The 19,148-nt window shown below is 62.5% G+C and carries 17 protein-coding genes; 8 read left to right on the plus strand and 9 right to left on the minus strand.

The genetic code is table 11. The features are described 5' to 3' along the window. Positions 1 to 27: 27 nt before the first annotated feature. Positions 28 to 1,200 carry a glycosyltransferase gene (locus FHS54_RS10835; protein ID WP_167303832.1) on the plus strand — a complete coding sequence of 391 codons (1,173 nt, stop codon included), beginning with the start codon at positions 28 to 30 and terminating at the stop codon, positions 1,198 to 1,200. A gap of 45 nt (positions 1,201 to 1,245) precedes the next feature. Here FHS54_RS10835 and FHS54_RS10840 read toward each other — a convergent pair whose 3' ends face one another. Both FHS54_RS10840 and FHS54_RS10845 read right to left on the minus strand, forming a co-directional pair. Further along, positions 1,246 to 2,895, minus strand: coding sequence for a molybdopterin-dependent oxidoreductase (locus FHS54_RS10840; protein WP_167303833.1), 1,650 nt, complete (start codon positions 2,893 to 2,895; stop codon positions 1,246 to 1,248). 68 nt (positions 2,896 to 2,963) lie between these two features. Continuing rightward, complete coding sequence (locus tag FHS54_RS10845) at positions 2,964 to 3,710, minus strand: HAD-IIB family hydrolase (protein WP_167303834.1); 747 nt, start codon at positions 3,708 to 3,710, stop codon at positions 2,964 to 2,966. Positions 3,711 to 3,872: 162 nt separating this feature from the next. On the opposite strand from FHS54_RS10845, the gene FHS54_RS10850 reads away from it, so the two are divergent. After that, complete coding sequence (locus FHS54_RS10850; protein WP_167303835.1) at positions 3,873 to 4,691, plus strand: phosphotransferase family protein; 819 nt, start codon at positions 3,873 to 3,875, stop codon at positions 4,689 to 4,691. Here FHS54_RS10850 and FHS54_RS10855 read toward each other — a convergent pair. From FHS54_RS10855 to thiS, 7 genes are all read right to left on the minus strand, one after another. Next, complete coding sequence (locus FHS54_RS10855) at positions 4,681 to 5,952, minus strand: capsule biosynthesis protein (RefSeq protein WP_167303836.1); 1,272 nt, start codon at positions 5,950 to 5,952, stop codon at positions 4,681 to 4,683. The two genes, FHS54_RS10850 and FHS54_RS10855, sit on opposite strands and share 11 nt — an antisense overlap. Further along, positions 5,945 to 7,558 (minus strand): capsular polysaccharide export protein, LipB/KpsS family, encoded by a 1,614-nt coding sequence (locus tag FHS54_RS10860; protein ID WP_167303837.1) that lies wholly within the window; start codon positions 7,556 to 7,558, stop codon positions 5,945 to 5,947. Before FHS54_RS10860 ends, FHS54_RS10855 begins: the two co-directional genes overlap by 8 nt. A 115-nt stretch (positions 7,559 to 7,673) precedes the next feature. Next, positions 7,674 to 8,972 carry a glycosyltransferase family 4 protein gene (locus FHS54_RS10865; RefSeq protein WP_167303838.1) on the minus strand — a complete coding sequence of 433 codons (1,299 nt, stop codon included), beginning with the start codon at positions 8,970 to 8,972 and terminating at the stop codon, positions 7,674 to 7,676. A 47-nt stretch (positions 8,973 to 9,019) separates the two neighbouring features. Further along, positions 9,020 to 9,460, minus strand: coding sequence for an HIT family protein (locus tag FHS54_RS10870; RefSeq protein WP_167303839.1), 441 nt, complete (start codon positions 9,458 to 9,460; stop codon positions 9,020 to 9,022). A 10-nt stretch (positions 9,461 to 9,470) separates the two neighbouring features. Continuing rightward, entirely contained in the window at positions 9,471 to 10,106 is a 636-nt protein-coding gene (locus FHS54_RS10875) for a CoA transferase subunit B (protein ID WP_167303840.1), read from the minus strand. Further along, on the minus strand, positions 10,106 to 10,816 hold the full coding sequence (locus FHS54_RS10880; RefSeq protein ID WP_167303841.1) for a CoA transferase subunit A: 711 nt from the start codon (positions 10,814 to 10,816) through the stop codon (positions 10,106 to 10,108). Before FHS54_RS10880 ends, FHS54_RS10875 begins: the two co-directional genes overlap by 1 nt. Positions 10,817 to 10,937: 121 nt before the next feature. Beyond that, a complete protein-coding gene (thiS, locus tag FHS54_RS10885) occupies positions 10,938 to 11,939 on the minus strand; it encodes a sulfur carrier protein ThiS (RefSeq protein ID WP_167303842.1) in 1,002 nt (333 codons plus the stop codon). Between the two features lie 120 nt (positions 11,940 to 12,059). On the opposite strand from thiS, the gene aroQ reads away from it, so the two are divergent. From aroQ to polA, 6 genes are all read left to right on the plus strand, one after another. Further along, entirely contained in the window at positions 12,060 to 12,500 is a 441-nt protein-coding gene (gene aroQ, locus FHS54_RS10890; RefSeq protein ID WP_167303843.1) for a type II 3-dehydroquinate dehydratase, read from the plus strand. Between the two features lie 84 nt (positions 12,501 to 12,584). After that, on the plus strand, positions 12,585 to 13,067 hold the full coding sequence (gene accB / locus FHS54_RS10895; protein WP_167303844.1) for an acetyl-CoA carboxylase biotin carboxyl carrier protein: 483 nt from the start codon (positions 12,585 to 12,587) through the stop codon (positions 13,065 to 13,067). 13 nt (positions 13,068 to 13,080) lie between these two features. After that, complete coding sequence (gene accC / locus FHS54_RS10900) at positions 13,081 to 14,427, plus strand: acetyl-CoA carboxylase biotin carboxylase subunit (RefSeq protein WP_167303845.1); 1,347 nt, start codon at positions 13,081 to 13,083, stop codon at positions 14,425 to 14,427. A gap of 65 nt (positions 14,428 to 14,492) precedes the next feature. After that, a complete protein-coding gene (locus FHS54_RS10905; protein ID WP_167303846.1) occupies positions 14,493 to 14,687 on the plus strand; it encodes a DUF898 domain-containing protein in 195 nt (64 codons plus the stop codon). An 11-nt stretch (positions 14,688 to 14,698) separates the two neighbouring features. After that, a complete protein-coding gene (arsC, locus tag FHS54_RS10910; RefSeq protein ID WP_167303847.1) occupies positions 14,699 to 15,043 on the plus strand; it encodes an arsenate reductase (glutaredoxin) in 345 nt (114 codons plus the stop codon). 1,311 nt (positions 15,044 to 16,354) lie between these two features. Next, a complete protein-coding gene (gene polA / locus FHS54_RS10915) occupies positions 16,355 to 19,141 on the plus strand; it encodes a DNA polymerase I (RefSeq protein ID WP_167303848.1) in 2,787 nt (928 codons plus the stop codon). Positions 19,142 to 19,148: the final 7 nt, after the last annotated feature.

Here is a 19,148-nt window from a genome sequence, read left to right on the forward strand (position 1 = left end):
TTAACTGTGGCATGGTATGGGGAACCCATGACTCTGAACGTCCTAACGCTTTCGACCCTGTTTCCCGACATCAGCCGCCCGAATTTCGGCGTGTTCGTGGAACGGCAGGCGCGCGAACTGGCTGGCAGGCCCGATGTCGATGTGACGGTCGTCGCTCCCATCGGCATCCCCATCTGGCCATTCAGCCTTTCCGAAAGCTACGATGCCCTGCGGTCCCTGCCGCCTAAGGAACGGTGGCAGGACCTGACCGTCTACCGCCCGGTTTTCCGCACCATCCCCAAAATTGGTGCCCGCATCAATGTCGCCAACATGACCCGCGCCATACTGCCGCTGGTCCGGCGGCTGCACGAACAAAAACCTTTCGACGTCATCGACGCCAGCTTCTTCTTCCCCGACGGGCCAGTGGCGCAGCGCCTGTCGCGAGCACTCGGCATCCCATATTCGGTGAAGGCGCGCGGCGCGGACATCCATTATTGGGGCGCGCGCCGCGACACTCGTAAGCTGGTCATGCGCGCTGCCGAAGGCGCATCAGGCCTCCTGGCAGTATCGAACGCCATGCGCCGGTCGATGGTCAAGCTCGGCATGGAAGCCGACAAGATCCGCGTCCATTATACCGGCGTCGACCTCGATCGCTTTGAAATAGCCGATCGCGCAGCGGCAAAGGATGTACTCGGCTTTGAAGGGCCAGTTATCCTCTGCGTCGGCGCGCTGATCCCGCGCAAGGGACAAGAACTGCTGGTGCAGGCCCTCCCCCGCCTGCCCGGCGTGACGCTTCTGTTCGTTGGCCAGGGCCAATATCGCCGCGCGCTGGAAAAACAGGCCGAAGATCTGGCGGTTGACCGCCGCATCGGCTTCCTCGGCTCCGTCCCGCACGACCGGCTGCCCCGCATCTATGCCGCCGCCGACGTGATGGCCCTGCCCTCATCGTCCGAAGGACTGGCCAACGCCTGGGTGGAAGCGCTCGCCTGCGGCACGCCGATCGTCATCAGCGACGTGGGCGGCGCGCGCGAACTGCTCGACCGCCCCGAAGCGGGCCAGATCGTGGATCGCGACCCCGAAGCCATCGCCGCCGCCATCGGTGCCATATTATATAATCCGCCGGAGCGCGAAGCCGTACGGGACACCGCCCTGCGCTTCACATGGACCGCCAATGGCGACACACTACTGCACCATCTGCGAGGCATAGCGCGCCAGGGCTAAGGCTCGTCACCTCAGTGGTGCCGCTGCAATCGGGCCAGACCCGTATCAGCCCAATATCAACCGCGCCTTGCCGCTCTCCGTCGGAAAACGGCCATCGCCGAAGGGGACTTCGCCCCAGCGCCATGGCGTCAATTCATCATAAGCGGGGTTGGAAATGGGGCCATGCCGCCTCAGGTTCAGCAGCCTTTCGCCTCCATTTTGATAGGCTGTCAGCCGCGCATATTCGCGATATATTTCCGCAGGCCGCTCATAGTGAAAGGCGTCGCCCCACCCCATCGCCTGCCCGATCCGCGTCACGCTCCACCAGTCGGGCTTCGCTTGTCCGGGCAAAGGGAATATCCGCCGCTGACGGCTGATCAGCCGGTCGGCCCCGGTCATCGTGCCATCCTTTTCAGCCCAGACCGGGGACGGCAGAGCGATCATCTGCTGGGCGGCGATGTCCGGGTCCATCCACGCGGTCGACACCATCTTGAACGGCACCCTATCCAGCACGGCGCGCAGCGGATGATCCGCAGGCGGCATCCCGCCCAGCATCCACAGCACCTTGATCCGCCCCGCCCCAATCGCATCGATCAATGCGTCGCCATCCAGCCCCGGACCCGTCGCAATCGCCCGCGATCCCCAGAACCGGCCCGTCCGTTCCAGCGATGGCACGGAAAAATCCATATGCGCCGCCAACTCGCCACTGAAGCACCCGGCTTCCCGCCCGCCCATGGCATTGAGCGCGGCTGGCAGCGGCATGGGCGCCGCGCCCGTCCTGCCGATCCATCCCATCGCCAGATGCAGGTTCAGGATAGCGCGGGACAGGGACAGCCCGCTTGCCTGGCCGGAACCGCTCCCATGCAATGTCACGACCCGGCGCATGGAACCCAGCATGTCGTAAAATGCGCGCAGGTCTACCGGAGCCACGCCGCATCGCCGCGCCACCGACCAAAGGTCGTGATCCGGCCTCAACGCCTCCCAGAAACCGGGCGGCACGTCCACGCTCCGCGCCATGAAATCCCGGTCCAGCGCGCCAATATCATGGCAATGAAGCAACAGCCCGTTCAGCAGCGCCGCTTCGGTTCCCGGCGTGATGGAAAGGATAAGGTCCACATTCTGCCGCTCCCCGGCCTCCCCCGACGTCAGCAGGACCAGGCGGACCGACCGCTCCTCCCGCACCGCCTGAATCCGGTCCATCAGCACGGGATGCCGGTCACCCGTGGCTGCCCCGACCATCAGGATCAGGTCGGCGGCGTCCATATCCTCATAAGTCCCCGGCACGACATCTTCGCCCAGACCGGCGCGATAAGCCCCCTCGACATCGTCGTTCCGCCAGGCTGCATCGATGTTGGCGGACCCGACAAAGCCCTTCATCAGCTTGTTTGCGACATAATAATCTTCGGTCAGCAAATTGCCTGAAACATACATGGCAACGCTGTCCGGCCCATGCCGCGACAAGGCGCTGGCCAACCCACGGGCTGCCTGATCGATGGCGCGGTCCCACCCGATCCTGCGATGGCCCGCCATCGGGTGCAGCAATCGCCCCTCCAGCGCCACCATCTCCCGGATTGCATCGCTTTTCGCGCATAGCTGGCCGTTATTGGCGGGGTGCACGGCGTCACCCGTAAAGCTCAGGTCACGCCCCTCGCCCGTCACCGCGCGAATGCCGCATCCGACCGGGCACTGGCCACAAAGCGTTCGAACAATCGCCATCGGCAGAAATCAGGTCGTCGGGCCTGCCCTCCACCGCACGGGCGCGAGCGGCGGCAGGGACGGCAACGTCATTTCTGGCAGGCCACGATAGCGTCGATCACCGACAGCGTTTCCTGCGGGTCGCGCACACGAACGGTATCCAGCCCCAGTTGCTTGGCGGGATAGTCATTGCCGCCGGGGAAGATAGCGTCGCCGATGAACAGCATGGCGTCCAGCGCGATACCGCTCGCGTCCCGCAATTTCTTCAGGCCATAGGCCTTGTCCACGCCTTCGCGCGTAATGTCGATCGACGTCGCGCCGCCCATGTTGATCGACAGGCCCGGCAGCCGCTCCCGCAGGTCCGCCTGGATCACCCGCCGCTTGGCGAAATCGGGGTCCCACATCTCCTTGGCATGGATCGGAGCCTGCTGCCCCAGCGCCGAAAAGGTGATCTGGCTACCCCGATCCTCGATCCGGTCGCCCCAGGTTTCTTGCGGAACAAAGCCGGTCGCTTCCAGCGACGCGTCAAAGGCGGTGAAAATCTGCTGCTTTTGCGCGTCGTCGAACAATTCGGCATAGACGGGCAACCATGTTCCGTCCCTGTGCGTGAACAGCTTGGTGCCGGTGGTCGGCATCAACCACAGGCGGGACAGGTCCGCATGGGCGGGCAAGCGGCTCGCCACCTGCTTGTCGAATTGCGGCCAGTCGCCGCCGGAAATGACCGCGACATGCGCCACGCGCAGCAGGCCGGCAATCGCCTCACCCATCGCATCGCCCATCGGCTGCTTGCTTTCGGCCAGCGTTCCATCCAGATCGAACGCGATCAGCTCCTTCATCCGACAAGCTCCTGGAAATGTTGAAAAAGGGCCTCGCTGCCCCTGCGCGCGCCGCTACCATTAAATTAGCCGTCGGCAAATCCTGCAAAACCGAATAAATCGGCGACGCCCGCCCATTGTTAAGCGGCAGGCGGCTTTATCCTCAAAGGAAACGCGCGGCGCATGTCCTCTCAACCGAACGATCAATGGGTGCTGCTCGGCAAGGGCAAAAGCTCGCAGGTGTTCAGGATAGCGGACGGCCAGATCATCAAAATCTTTCACGCGGCAGTTTCGGAAGACATGATCCAGCGCGAAATGACGGCGGCTACCCTTGCCGCGGCACATCATCTGCCCACCGCCGCTCCGTCCAGCCGGACCAGCGTCGACGGCCTGCCCGCGCTGACCTATCCAGAAATCAGCGGCGCGTCACTGACGGTCACGATCCGCAAAAAGCCCTACCGGGCGTCGGCGCTGCTGGAGCAGATGGCCGACCTGCTCGCCGCCATTCACGACCGCCCCGCAACGGGCCTGCGCACCGTCAATTCGGTGCTGGAAACTGACATCAACTACGGCCCCGCACCCGCCAGCCTGAAGGAAGCCGCGTGCCGTTATCTTGAGCAGTTGCCGCAATCCGACCATCTGCTGCATGGCGATTTTCACATCGACAATATCATCATCCGCGATGGCCAGCCGGTCATTCTCGACTGGGCAAAGGCGGCGGCGGGCGATCCGGCTGCCGATATGGTCCGGGCCGAAATGCTGATGCGCTTTGGCGAAGGTCCATCCGATCCGGTCACGGCGCTCTGGCGTGACTGGGCAGCGGCACGCCTCAGCCGTGCCTATCGGAAACGCAGCGGCATGAGCATCGAACGCCTGTCGCTCTGGCGCCCCGTCGTCGCCCTGGCCTGGCTCCGCGCCCGCCCCTCCGTCCGGGACCGGGCGTTCCACAATTATCTCAACCAGGCATTGGCCAGGGCGCAGCTTCCACCCTTCACCCCGTAACTTCCAGCTTCGCAACCGCGGCACGACGGGCGGGCTTTGACCGATGATTTTCACCCCCGGCACAAAGTCGCTGGACCGCGTTATTCACCAGCATATTCAGGCCCTGCTCGCTCAACAGCCCGCCCCGGATCAGGCAACGGTCGATCAAAACGCGCCGGAACGCCGAATAAAGCTCTTCGTCAGGCGCGCCGGGGTCCAGCCAGAATTCGTCCAGCGTACCCTTATAGACGACACCCGGCACCTTGTAGACCGCATGGCCCAGCACCAGCACCGGCTTACCGCGATTAAGTGCCAGCGTCCCTACGGTGCTGTTGACCGTCACCACGCCCAGCGACTTGCCCACGACCTGCGCAATATCCCAATCGGCCAGGTAGAACACGCGCTCGCTCACCCCATAGCGCGCCGCCAGCCGCCGCGTCAGCCGTTCCCACGCGACCAGCCCGGAATCGAGCGGATGACGCTTCACCAGCAGCGACGTGCCCGGCGGCGCATGGCGCGCAAAGCTTTTGATGACGAACCGCAGCGCCGCACGCATGTTGCCAAAGGGTGAGTGGACCCGGATCTGATAGTCCGAATCCAGCTGCAGCGGCAGGGTAAAATAGGGCTTGTCCCTGACCTTGTCCCATTCGGCCACAGACGCCTGCCGGTCGCCCTTGCGCAGCATCAGCTTCTTGAACCAGCCCGCCGCTTCCAGCGCGAAGTTTTGAGGTCGATGCGTCCGGTAAAAGGGAAAGGCCGGTCGCATGACCGCTGAGGCCAGGCCGTTGCGCGCGGTGTTCACGGCCCGCTGGCGGAATGCCGACGGGATCTCCGGCGCCTTCCCCCCTTCTTCGGCGGGCAGGTCGCGCGCCTGATCCAGATACCATTGCGGGTCGAGCGGCAGCGTCGAATTGCCGTTCACCCCATCTTCCTGCAACGTCATGAAATCGGGGCGGATATAGCCTTCCTCAACGACATGCACGCGCAGCCCCCGCAACCGCGCCATCTTGTGCGCGGACGCATGATAGGGCCTGCAATCGCCATAAAGGACCAGGTCGGTCACATCATGGTGAACGATGAAATCATCGAAAAACAGCGGCCAGTTTCGGAAAGTCCCGCGATAGTCGGTCGCCTCTCCCGGCCAGTCGACCTTGTCGCCGCCATTGATGTTGATGCGCAGCGCGCCATGCCCCCGCGCCCGCAACGCATCGGCCAGCATCGCGAAAAAAGGTCCGTGAGGCCCCTGAAGGAAAAGGAAGGTCTGTGCAGGTGCGTCAGCCATGGAAACGCTCAGCGGACAATGTCATGAATCTTTGTATTTTTCCCTGCATCATCCGCAACCGGATCAGCCATGATATGGGTGGTTTTGATCCGCCCGCCATCCGCTCCACCATGATTTCAGGACCGCAGGGCAACCGGGTGACCGGGTCCAGATAATATGGATAGAGAATGAGGGCGGCGGCGACAAGCTGGTCAATCGTCAATTGACGACCTCTGCGACCATTGGGCTGGGCCAGATCGCGCGTCAGCCCCCACCCCGCATAAAATGGCATGCCATGGACCGTCACCGGGCGATCGCGCAATAGCGCCTCGAACCCGGTGAGCGACGACAGCACATGCACATCGTCCACCGCCTGGACCAGGGCCATCAACGGCGCACCCGTATCGACAATATCGGCAAACTCCAACACCGTGGCATCGGTCAGATGTCCCCGCCGCAAACCCGCCTGAACATCGGGATGGGGACGATAGAGGATATAGGCATCCGGCTCCGCCTGCCGCGCCCGCTCCAGCAGCGCCAGGTTGCCCGCAACCCCTGCGCCGCCCTGTTGAACCGACAGGTCATCTTCCACCTGCCCCACCACTAGCACGGTCCTCCGCCCGGCGGGAAGGTCGGGCATGCCGCCTGCTTCCAGCCCATATTTCGTAACACCACTCGCCCGGATCGCCGACCGCAAACGACGGGCACGCTCGATCAGCGCAGGGGCAAAATCATGGGTGGCCAGCAGCGTTTCCAAATCGCTCGGCCCTCGCGCATCATAATAGATGCCGCTGTGGTCGATCACCACCGATCCGGGCGGCGTCAGCGCCGCGCCCAGTCCCTTCGACCGGAGGAAACCATCCTCCACTTTCGCTACCGCTACGCCCTGCGCCTGTGCTTCGCCCACGAATGTGGCAGGAACCCGCGAAGGCCAGTAGGCGACGCCCCCCTTCTCCCGCGCCGCACGCCGCAGGGCGTTCCGTGGCGACAGGAAGGGCGGGGATCGCATGCCGTCCCACAGGAAACGCCGCATCGCCTCCCGCTTCCACCAGGCCATGCCGGTCGCCGCCGCGATGCCGCGATTGGCGTCCAGCTGCCGCCGCCATTCGCTCAGCTGAAATACGACCTCGGCCACACCAGCCGGATCGCCGGTAAAGCAGTTACGATAGCATGCCGTAGCCACCGCCCGCCGCGCCGCTTCTCGCAGCCGTTCCGGCGGAATCAGCCCGCCGTCCACTCCATGGACCGGAACATTCATCAGGCCCGCGACGATCGCCAGCTCATCATCCTCCGGCGCATGGACCGATTGCGCGCCGTCCATCAGGGCCCACGGGTCCACCGTCCCGGTAAGCTGAGTGCCGCGCACGGCTCCGTTTGTCCGTCCCACCACGGCGATTTCCGCCGCCGGGACATGATCAATTATTCCCGCCACCCCCGCACGAACAATCACCCGGAATCCGCCATGGCGCTGCCCCCAAAACGCGCCGCCCACCCGCGCCCCGGCGATGGCGTTCAGCACCTCGTCGGAAACATGCCCGGCACCATCCGCGCCCGACCTGCTGACCGCCGCGACGGCAGGGGCAACGCCGGGAAAAGGGGGTGAGCGAAGAAAGGCGGTCCCGCTCATCGAACGACGCCTGCCGCTACGGTATCAAGGCGCAAACCGACAAAAGCCCAGCGTTGTCGCGCACCGATAGAGGCAATGTTCACCTCGCATCTATGGATCGGCTGGCGCGGGAACGTCAAGCGAAGGTCGCTAAATTCACGTCATCCAACAGCGTCATGACCTGGTCGAAATAGCTGCTCCAGGTCGGCGCACGCCATGCCGCGATACGCGCCAGTTGCGCCGCCCGCTCTGGTGAATCCTGCCGCCGATAGGCATCGATCAGGTTCAGCCAGCCCAACCCGTCCAGCGGGTCCAGATAGTCGGGCGCATCGCCGCCAACTTCGCGATGCGCAACGATATCGCTACAGATCACCGGCACGCCCGCCGCCAGCGCCTCGACCACCGGCATGCCGAACCCTTCCTCGAATGACGGCATCACCATTGCCCGCGCATGGGCGACGAGCTGCTGCATTTCATTGTCCGACAGTTCGCCTGCCTCGATCACATGGCCGCGCAATATTTCGCCGCGCTCCAGATGGTCGATGACATTCTCATTTTCCCAGCCGCGACGACCGATCAGCACCAGCATGGGCGCTTCATCGCCCAGCCGCTCAATCAACCGCCTCCAGATATTCATCAGCAGGAGGTGATTCTTGCGTGGCTCGATGGTCGAAATATAGACGAAATAGGGCCGGGACGGCCTCTGAAAACCGTCCGTCGATGGCATGTCCGGCGGGTCGGCACCGAAATGCGCGACACACAGCGCCCGTCCCGCCATCCCCCGGCTCATATGCGGGCCAAGCGCGTCGATGGTCGCTTGGCTGTTGCCGATGATGCCGTGCGCGAACCGATCGATGGTCCGCACCCGCCGCAGATGATCCTGCGCGCCCTGCGGTCGGGCGAATTCTGGATGGGTGAGCGGGATGACATCATGCACCAGCGTAACGAAGCGCGCCCCTTCCGCCCGCAAAATCGCTCCGACCTGATCGGGATCGTCCAGATGGTGCGGCGACACCTGCAAATAGACGCGCGGTCCCGTGGCGCGTGGGACGGGCCGGGGTCTCAACGCAATTAGATGACGGATGATCGCCGCCCGACCGACCTGTTCGTCAGGCATTTCCGCATTGCGCCACCGCGCGGCGGTAAAAGCCAGAAACTGGCGGACAGCCGCCGGGTTCAGGCGACCATAATAGCCGCCCGCCGGATGGACCGCAGCAAAGGCAAGCCGGTCGGGAATGCGCTGAAGCAGTTCGCGCGCATAGACGAACTCCACCCGGTCGATGCCGGTGGGTGCGGCATGAAAACTGCGCGAAAGCAGGCGCGACAGGTCCAATATGACCTCCGCCTTTCCGTCCGATGCGGTAAAGGTCGGGCTGGCAGGCTTCGCCCGAAGCGCCAGCCGCGCACCGGGGGCCTTGAACGGCTTGAGCGCCATCTTATCGCTTCCCCGCCCGATACTTGTCGTGCAGCCTGATTACCGCCTCAAAGCTGGGCACGAATCTCTTCCGCCAATGCCTCCTGCGCGGCCGGATCGGCGAAATTGCCCTGCGCATGAGCAGAAAAGCCCACGGGGCCGCCTGCCCAGCGCGGCACGATGTGAACGTGCAGATGGAACACAGTCTGCCCAGCGGGCGCGCCATTGAACTGGGCGACATGGATGCCGTCCGGGTCCAGCGCCTTGTGCGTGGCGACCGCGACTTTCTTCACCGTCGCCATCACCTGCGCCAGCGCCTCATCCTCGACCTCCAGGATGTTGCGCGCCTTGGACCATTTGGAAATGACCAGGCTATGCCCCTTCGACTGCGGTTGGATGTCCAGGAAGGCATATGTATGCTCATCCTCATACAGCTTGGTCGAAGGGATCTTTCCCTGCAGGATCAGCGCAAAGACATTGCCTTCGTCATAATTGCCCTCAAGGCTCATGCCACAATCCTCAGCTCAGATATTGAGCCGTAGTCTTAGCGGCGACTTCCTCCGCCGTCACGCCCGGCGCGAGTTCAATCAGCTTGAACGGGCTGTCATGATCTGCGCGCATGAACACGCACAGGTCGGTGACGACCATGTCGACCACATTCTTGCCGGTCAGCGGCAGGGTGCAGGCCGGGATGAACTTCGGGCTGCCATCCTTGGACGTGTGCTCCATCACCACGATGATCTTCTTGACGCCCGCGACCAGATCCATCGCGCCGCCCATGCCCTTGATCATCTTGCCGGGGATCATCCAGTTGGCGATGTCGCCATTTTCGGCGACCTCCATCGCGCCCAGCACGGTCAGGTCGATATGCCCGCCCCGGATCATCGCAAAACTGTCGGCGCTGGAAAAATAGGCGCTGTTCGGCAATTCGCTGATAGTCTGCTTGCCCGCATTGATCAGGTCAGCATCCTCTTCCCCCTCATAGGGAAAGGGACCGATGCCCAGCATGCCGTTTTCCGACTGCAACGTCACTTCCACGCCAGCAGGAATATGGTTCGCCACCAGCGTCGGGATACCGATGCCCAGATTCACATAGAATCCGTCCTTCAGCTCTTTTGCCGCGCGCGCGGCCATCTCGTCACGGGTCCAGCTCATTATGCGGTCTCCCTCTGGCGCACGGTGCGGAATTCGATCTTCTTTTCATATGGCGCGCCGACAATCATGCGCTTCACATAAATACCCGGCAGATGAATCGCGTCGGGGTTAAGGCTGCCCACCGGCACCACTTCCTCGACTTCGGCGATGCAGATCTTCGCCGCCGTCGCCATCGGCTGGTTGAAATTGCGCGCGGTCTTACGGAAAATCAGGTTGCCGCTCTCGTCGGCCTTCCACCCCTTGATGATCGCCACGTCAGCAAAGATGCCGCGCTCAAGGATATAGTCCTGCCCGTCGAAATTCTTGACTTCCTTGCCCTCGGCCACCGCCGTGCCGACGCCCGTCTTGGTGTAGAAGCCGGGAATGCCCGCGCCGCCAGCCCGGCAACGCTCCGCCAGCGTCCCCTGAGGGCAGAATTCCACCTCCAACTCGCCAGCCAGATATTGCCGCTCGAACTCCTTGTTCTCACCGACATAGGAGGAGATCATCTTTTTCACCTGCCGCGTGCGCAGCAGCTTGCCCAGACCTTCGCCGTCAATTCCGGCGTTGTTGGACGCGATGGTCAGGTCCTTGACCCCCGAATCGCGGATTGCGTCGATCAACCGCTCAGGAATTCCGCAAAGACCAAAGCCGCCAGCACATAAATGCATGCCGTCGAAGAGAAGGCCCTCCAACGCAGACGCAGCATCGGGGTAGAGCTTCTTCACCATCGCTTTTCCTTCATCCTGAACCCGTTCCGCCCATAGGGGTAAGCCGTGAGAGGGTCAATTTGCTGCGATGGCGAAAGTTGGGCGCGATCGTGCTCCTGCGCAGGCAGGAGCACGGCGATCGTCAGATCAACCCCGCCAACGGACTCGACGGGTCCGCATACATGCGCCTGCCCATGCGCCCGGCGCGATAGGCCATCCGCCCCGCCTCGACCCCGGCCTTCATCGCCGCCGCCATCAGCACCGGATCTTTCGCCTCTGCAATCGCCGTGTTCATCAGCACGCCGGTGCAGCCCAGCTCCATCGCCTCGGCCGCTTCCGACGCCGTGCCCACGCCCGCGTCGACCAGCACCGGCAGCTTCGTCCCCTCGACGATCAGGCGGATCGTGACCCGGTTCTGGATGCCCAGTCCCGACCCGATCGGCGCGCCCAGCGGCATGATCGCCACCGCGCCCGCATCTTCCAGCCGCTTCGCCGCGATCGGATCATCGACGCAATAGACCATCGGCTTGAAGCCTTCCTTGGCGAGCACCTCGGTCGCGCGCAAAGTCTCTACCATGTCGGGATACAGCGTCCGCGCCTCGCCAAGCACCTCCAGCTTGACGAGGTCCCAGCCGCCTGCTTCCCGCGCCAGCCGCAGCGTACGGATGGCCTCCTCCCCGGTATAGCAGCCCGCCGTATTGGGCAGATAAGTGACCTTCTTCGGGTCAATGAAGTCTGTCAGCATCGGCGCCTTGGGGTCGGACACATTGACGCGCCGAACCGCCACGGTGACGATTTCCGCCCCCGAAGCTGCCAGCGCCGCAGCATTCTGCTCGAAATTCTTGTATTTGCCGGTGCCGACAATCAGCCGCGACCGGAAAGTCTTGCCCGCGACGGTCCAGCTGTCGTCATCCACCGCCGACACATCGCCACCGCCCACAAAGTGCACGATCTCCAGATCGTCGCCGTCATCGACAACCACCTGCGCCAATGTCGAACGCGGCACGACCTCCAGGTTGCGCTCCACCGCCACCTTTTCCGGCACGAAGCCCAGTTCACTCGCCAGTTCGGCCAGCGTCATGCCCGCACGCACCCGGCGATGCTCGCCATTGATGGTGATCGATATGGTTCCGTCGACGTGCAATGCTCGGTCCTGTCTTTCACGAAAGAACGTGTCTCGACTTGGCGCGACACGAAAGGCTAAAGATCACCCTGCATATAGGGGCCGCGACGCCCCTGCCGCAACATGCTAAGGGGAAATGCAATGGCCGATGCGCGCAAAATCTATGTGTTGAACGGCCCGAACCTCAACATGCTGGGTACGCGGGAACCGGAAATCTACGGCTATGACACGCTCGACGACATTGCCGAACGGATGGAGGATGCCGCCGGACGCGCCCATGTGGAGATCGATTTCCGCCAGTCCAATCATGAAGGCCATCTGATCGACTGGCTACAGGAAGCGCATGGCGAAGGCGTGCATGCCGTGATCCTGAACCCCGGCGGCCTCACCCACACTTCCGTCGCGCTGCACGACGCGATCAAGGGCATCAGCGTTCCAGTCATAGAGGTGCACCTGTCCAACCCGCATAAGCGCGAGGCTTTCCGCCACAAAAGCTATGTCGGAATGGCCGCCAAAGGGACCATCGCCGGTTTCGGCGCCATGTCCTACATGCTGGCACTGGAAGCCGCGCTCGAACTGTAACTTATCGCTCAAAAGTTGCGCTTCGGCCCAAATGCGCATAGGCGCGGGCATCACATAAGACATTTCATCGTCCAGGGACTTCAAATGAACGATAAGGCTGAAAAGGGCGCAATGCAGGTCGATGTGCAGCTGGTGCGGGATCTCGCCGCGCTGCTCGACGACACCAACCTGACAGAAATTGAGGTGGAGGACGGCGATCGCAAGATCCGCGTCGCGCGCAAGGCTGGCGGCGGACATGCTGCCCCGGCCTATATGCCCGCACCCGTGGCAGCTGCGCCGGTTTCTGCCGCCGCCGCACCCGTGGCCGTCGAAGCCAGCGCCCCCGCGCCCTCCGTCAACGCCGTCCGCTCGCCCATCGTGGGCACCGCTTATCTGTCGGCTGAACCGGGTGCCGCGCCCTTCGCCGCCGTCGGCTCCAGCGTAAAGGCAGGCGACACCGTCATCATCGTCGAAGCGATGAAGGTCATGAACGCCATCACCGCGCCCACCGCCGGCACGGTCAAGGCCGTGCTGGTCGATAATGGCCAGCCGGTCGAATATGACCAGCCGCTGATCGTCATCGAATAAGGCCGAATATCTTATGGCCATTGAAAAGCTGCTGATCGCGAACCGGGGCGAAATCGCCCTGCGCATCCACCGCGCCTGCCATGAAATGGGCATCAAGACGGTGGCGGTTCACTCCACCGCCGACGCCGACGCCATGCATGTGCGCCTTGCCGACGAAGCGATCTGCATCGGGCCGCCTGCGGCCAGGGACAGCTATCTCAACATCGCCGCGATCATTTCCGCCGCCGAAATCTCCGGCGCGGACGCGATCCATCCCGGCTATGGCTTCCTGTCGGAAAACGCCCAGTTTGCTGAGATTGTGGAGGCGCATAACCTCGCCTTCGTCGGCCCCAAGCCCGAACATATCCGCATCATGGGCGACAAGGTGGAGGCAAAGCGCACCGCTGGCGCGCTTGGCCTGCCGCTCGTCCCCGGCTCTGATGGCGCGCTCTCCAGCGTCGAGGAAGCGAAGGCGGTCGCCGCGAAGATCGGCTACCCCGTCCTCATCAAGGCGGCATCAGGCGGCGGCGGTCGCGGCATGAAGGTCGTGCCGTCCGAAGACCTGCTCGAAACCTCGATGAAGCAGGCGGGCAGCGAAGCCAAGGCCGCGTTCGGCGACGACACCGTCTACATGGAAAAATATCTGGGCAACCCCCGGCATATCGAATTCCAGGTCTTCGGCGACGGCAACGGCAACGCGATCCACCTTGGCGAGCGCGACTGCTCGCTCCAGCGCCGCCACCAGAAAGTGCTGGAAGAAGCGCCCTCCCCGGTCCTCTCCTCCGCCGAACGCGACCGCATGGGCGAAGTCGTGCGCAAGGCGATGGCCGACATGGCCTATCGCGGCGCGGGCACGATCGAATTCCTGTGGGAAGACGGCGAGTTTTATTTCATCGAAATGAACACCCGGCTTCAGGTGGAACATCCGGTGACGGAAATGATCACCGGCCTCGACCTCGTCCGCGAACAGATCCGCGTGGCAGAAGGCAAGCCGCTCTCGGTCCAGCAACAGGATATCGAGTTTACCGGCCACGCCATCGAATGCCGCATCAACGCCGAAGACCCGCGCACCTTCGCGCCGTCGCCGGGCACCGTCACCAGCTATCATGTGCCGGGCGGCATGCATGTCCGCGTCGATAGCGGCCTGTACCAGGGCTATCGGGTGCCGCCTTATTATGACAGCATGATCGGCAAGTTGATCGTCTATGGCCGCACCCGCGAAGGCTGCATCATGCGCCTCAAGCGCGCGCTGGAGGAATATGTGATCGAAGGCATGAAAACCACGATCCCGCTCCACCAAAAGCTGCTGACCGACCCCGACTTCCTCAACGGCGACTATACGATCAAGTGGCTGGAAGAGTGGTTGGCGCGCGAGGATTGACTGCGACGGCGCGCCAAGGGGGCTTTGCGCGCCGTCTATAACGTTTGAGTAATGGGGGAGTGCACATGCAAAAGGGCAAGATCGTCTTCACAGGTCATTTCCTGGAATATTTCATCATGTCCCTCGGTCTTATTTTGCTGTGCCTGATAACCCTGGGTCTCGCGTTGCCCTATTACGCCTATTGGAACTTCAAATATTTTTTCTCCAATATGGAAGTCGAAATATACCAGCCGGGTAACCCCGTCGAACGGACTCGATAAGGGCAGGAACGATGAAGGCGACCATCTGGCACAACCCCCGCTGCTCGAAATCGCGGGCCGCGCTCGCGATCCTCGAAGCCACGCCGGGGGTCGAGGTCGAGGTGGTCGAATATCTGAAAACCCCGCCCAGCCGCACCGAAATCGAAACGGTGCTGGCGAAGGCAGGCGTCCGCCCCTCCGAAGCCGTCCGAAAGGGCGAGGGCGTGGTCAAGGAACTCTGCCTCGACGTGACGGATGACAAGGCCGTCCTCGACGCCATGGCACAGCACCCGATCCTGATCGAACGCGCCATCGTCATCACCAACAAGGGCACCGTAATCGCCCGTCCGCCTGAACGGGCAAACGAAGTCCTCTAATCAACCTCCTCCTCCCCTCCCGCAAGCGGTAGGGGCCGGGGGTGGGCCTGCGCAACGCCTGTGAATCTTAGAACTCGCGCAAACTTCCACGCCTGTCGTTCCTTATGCCGAACGGCTTGGATGGGTGGGGAGCGGACAATCCCCTTTTGGACGATGCATGATAAGAAGCGGACGTGGATTGGATGAGATCGTACGCGACTAAGGCGTCAGCTTCAGTTCGCTTTCTTTCGATCTGCCCATGCTATCGCTCCAACGCCGAAACCGAAAGTCGTTACGGTTCGACCATGCTCGTCGATAGTTGGCTTCGGCACGCCTGGCTGTTTACCGTCAGCACCCCCAAGCGCTTCTAGAAGTTTCGCTACATCTGCTGTGTAGCATCGCTTCATCTCACAGTCCTCTGGCGCTGACGGACTATCACTCGCTCGCGCATAGACCCAACTCTTGGCCGCGCCGTAGCTAGCACTGCCGCCGCCCCCAAGAATTTGCACATATGGTTTCCCGGCCTTCTGGGATAGTTCCGCGGCTCTATACATGGCTACATTAAGAGCAGTATACGGCTCTCTGCCTGGATAGCTGGCATAGATTGCCCAACTACCGTCCTTCCGAATATTCTCTTTGTACCCAATACCCATCATTCCGGACTTTTCTTGATATGGGGGTATATATTCCTCTGCGGTTGCCACTGAATGAGCCGCCAGCGCCAATATAAGACAAACGAATTTACGCATCTTCCCACTTCATCTTTCATCGAGTTCGCATGAGGACCGCCGATTAGCAAACACTCCGGCCTGTCCGCAATTTGATTGGACAGGCGACGCTCTTAAAAGGCAACAAATGGTCGTTACCTGACGCCTCTTTCTGTCATGCCAGCGGGCGATGTCACGGCATTCGGTTTCTCCTATGAGGTCCCAGCTTTCGCTGGATGATGAACGAACAATTTGCCGAGCCGGCATGCTCTCCGCGCCCCTGAATTCACCGTGCCCCGATTGCCACACCATCTCCAAAAACCATCCTATTTCTCCAACACAGCGCGATTTCAGCCTGTCCTATTCCGCATCGGCGCGCTTATCCTCGATTCGTCTTTGAAACGTCCAGCACATGCGCCCTCGCGCACACGCGCGCTCAGGCTCGCGCGCGCATATGGTGTGAACTTCGGCGGAAAACCGCCATTTTTCGTCACTCCGTTCGCCAGTCCGCAAAAGCAGCTCCTATTTTCATCTGCCCCTCAGAACAGAGCAGGCCACCATAGCGACAGCGATCTCAACCAACCCCACTGGAGCCACCCAGCATTACCCGCTATCCCCTGCGCCCATGGCCCAGAATCACCTCTACCTCGTCGACGGCAGCGGCTATATCTTCCGCGCCTATCACCAGCTTCCGCCGCTCACCAACAAACATGGCCAGCCCGTAGGCGCGGTCTATGGCTACACTACCATGCTCTGGAAGCTGGCCGAGGAACTGGGCAAGGCGGAAGGGCCAACCCATCTCGCGGTGGTGCTGGACAAGGGCAGCCACACCTTCCGCAACGACATGTACGACCAGTATAAGGCGAACCGCCCGCCCGCGCCGGAAGACCTGGTCCCCCAATTCCCGATGATCCGCGACGCGACCCGCGCCTTCTCCCTCCCCTGCATCGAGGAAGCGGGTTTTGAGGCCGACGACATCATCGCCAGCTACACGAAAGCCGCCGTCGCAGCGGGCTGGCACGTCACGATCGTCAGCTCCGACAAGGATCTGATGCAGCTCATTCAGCCCGGCGTCGACATGTACGACACGATGAAGAATGAACGGCGCGGCGCGGACTATGTCATGACCAAATTCGGCGTCCAGCCGGAGCAATTGGGCGACGTCCTCGCGCTGATGGGCGACAGCGTCGACAACGTCCCCGGCATCCCCGGCATCGGCCCCAAGACCGCCGCCAAGCTGATCAGCGAATATGGCGGATTGGAAGCGGCGCTTGAGGCCGCGCCTTCGATGAAGAAGTCGAAGATGCAGGAAAACCTCATCGCCCATGCCGACATGGCGCGCCTGTCGCGCCGCCTGGTCGCGCTGCATGACGCGATGGACCTGCCCGAACCGCTGGACGACCTGACGCTCAAGGGCATCCCGCCCGAACCGCTCCAGAATTTCCTGGAGCATCATGGCTTCAAGTCGCTGCTGACCCGCCTTGGCGCGCCTGCTGCTGCCGTCGCCATTGCGACCGCCGCAGCCGCCGTGACCCAGGCCGCATCGCCCCCCGCGCCGGTACTGGAGGAAGAACCCCCGATAGACCGCAGCCTCTACGAAACGGTGGTGACGGAAGATGCCCTCGATCGCTGGATCGCCGCCGCCCATGCCGAAGGGCAGGTCGCCGTCGATACCGAAACGGACATGCTCGACTGCGTATCCTGCGCACTGGTGGGCATCAGCCTCGCCGTCGGGTCAAACGCCGCCTGTTACATCCCCGTCGGCCATGGCGGGAAAGACATGTTCGCGGAAAAGCCTGAACAGCTCCCGCTCGCCCTCGTCCTCGCGAAACTCAAATCCCTGCTCGAAGACGACAGCGTCCTCAAGATCGGCCAGAATCTCAAATATGACCTGACGGTTATGCGTCGCCACGGCATCGAAATCGCGCCCTACGACGACACCATCGTCATGAGCTTCGACCTCGACGCCGGGCAGAGCCTGTCCGGTCACGGCATGGATGAGGCGGCAAAGACCCATCTCAACCACATCTGCATCAGCTTCAAGGATGTGTGCGGGTCCGGCAAGAACCAGATCAGCTTCGCCGAAGTCCCGCTCGACAAGGCGACCGAATATGCCGCCGAGGATGCGGACGTCACGCTGCGCCTGTGGAAACTGTTCAAAAGCCGCATCGCCAACGAAGGCGCAACCCGCGTCTATGAACTGGTCGACCGCCCGCTCGTCGCTGTCATCGCCCGGATGGAGCATGAAGGCATCAAGGTGGATCGCGAGGCCCTGTCCCGCCTGTCCGCCGAATTTACTGCTGGCATCGCCGCGCTGGAAACCGAAATTCATGGATTGGCCGGTCAGCCCTTCGCCATCGGTTCAACCCAGCAACTGGGCGCGATCCTGTTCGACAAAATGGGGTATAAGGGCGGCAAGAAAGGCAAGTCGGGTGCTTACTCGACCGACGTCACCATCCTCGAACAGCTCAAGGTCCAGGGCGCAGAGATTGCGGGCAAGATCCTCGACTGGCGCCAGCTTTCGAAGCTGAAATCCACCTATACCGACGCGCTCCAGGCACAGATCAACCGGGACAGCAGCCGCGTCCACACCAGCTACTCGCTGTCCGGCGCACAGACGGGCCGCCTGTCCTCCACCGACCCCAACCTTCAGAATATCCCGATCCGTACCGAACTTGGCCGCCAGATCCGTCACGCCTTCGTCGCGGAACCGGGCAACGTCATCCTCGCCGCGGACTATAGCCAGATCGAACTGCGCCTTGCCGCGCATATGGCCGACGTGCCCGCCCTCAAACAGGCCTTCGCCAATGGCGAGGATATTCACGCCGCCACGGCCCAGCAGCTATTCGGCGAAGTCAATCGCGACACGCGCGGGCGGGCCAAGACGATCAACTTCGCCATCCTTTACGGCATTTCCCGCTGGGGCCTTGCCGGACGGCTGGAAATCAGCGCCGACGAAGCGCAGGACATGATCAGCCGCTATTATGAACGCTTCCCCGGCATCAGCCTCTATATCACCGAAACCATCGAAAAGGCCCGGTCGCAGGGCTATACCGAAACCCTGTTCGGCCGAAAGACCTGGTTCCCGCGCATCAAGGCCCCGATCCAGCACGAACGCCAAGGGGCCGAACGCGCCGCAATCAACGCCCCGATCCAGGGAACCAGCGCCGACATCATCAAACGCGCCATGGCCCGCATGGGACCGGCGCTGGCGGCGCAGGGGCTGCATGAAGTGAAAATGCTGCTCCAGGTTCATGACGAACTGGTCTTCGAACTGCCCGAAGGCGACGTGGAACGGGCCACCCCCGTCATCCGCCACGTCATGGAAACCGCCGCCGAACCGATCGTGAAGCTCAGCGTGCCGCTAGGCGTGGAGATTGGCCACGGCATCAGCTGGGGCGCAGCGCATTAACCGGCAA

It is taken from the genome of Sphingobium vermicomposti (assembly GCF_011762025.1).
Lineage (GTDB): Bacteria > Pseudomonadota > Alphaproteobacteria > Sphingomonadales > Sphingomonadaceae > Sphingobium > Sphingobium vermicomposti.